The organism is Streptomyces sp. AC627_RSS907, from assembly GCF_019049165.1.
The window spans coordinates 1-569 of the sequence record NZ_JAGMUE010000733.1; the positions used below are offsets into that span (position 1 = coordinate 1).

1 protein-coding gene is annotated in these 569 nt (G+C 70.3%); it reads left to right on the top strand.

All coding sequences use genetic code 11. The annotated features are described in order from the left end of the window. Window positions 1–185: 185 nt before the first annotated feature. Window positions 186–569: polyprenyl synthetase family protein (locus KUM32_RS38310; RefSeq protein ID WP_217146432.1), on the top strand; the 384-nt coding region annotated here is incomplete at its 3' end.

Consider the following 569-nt stretch of genomic DNA (forward strand, 5'->3'; position numbering starts at 1 on the left):
CCTCGTGGGGGCACGCGCGCGGGAGCGCGGACGGGACGACACGCCGCCGTGAACCCGCGCCGTTGGGCCGCTGGGATGACCTTGGCCGGCCTCGGCGCCAGTCCGGGCAGGAATGAGCGCATACATGCCGGGGCACTCGGCGAGAGCACTGATGTGCGATCACCGAGAGTGAGAAGGAGTTGCGCATGCTTGGAATGCCAGCGAGGGCGGCTGAACCCGTCGACGCTGCTTACTCCCCGTCCGAGGTCGCCCACGCCGCTGACATCGTCCTCGAACGCGCCCTCGACGCGCGACTCCGTCAGTCCCACACCGTTGATCGCGTCTTCGCCCAGGACCTGGCCGGCCGACTGGCCGCCCTGATCGAACACGGCGGCAAGCGGCTGCGTACGGCGTTCGCTCACTGTGGGTGGCAGGCCGCAGGCGGCTCGGGTGATCCCACGGCGGTGCTGCACACGGGGGCCGCCCTCGAACTGCTCCAGGCGTGTGCCCTGGTGCACGACGACGTGATGGACGAGTCTTCGCACCGCAGAGGCGCCCCGTCCATGCATGTCGAACTCGCCCGCCAGCAC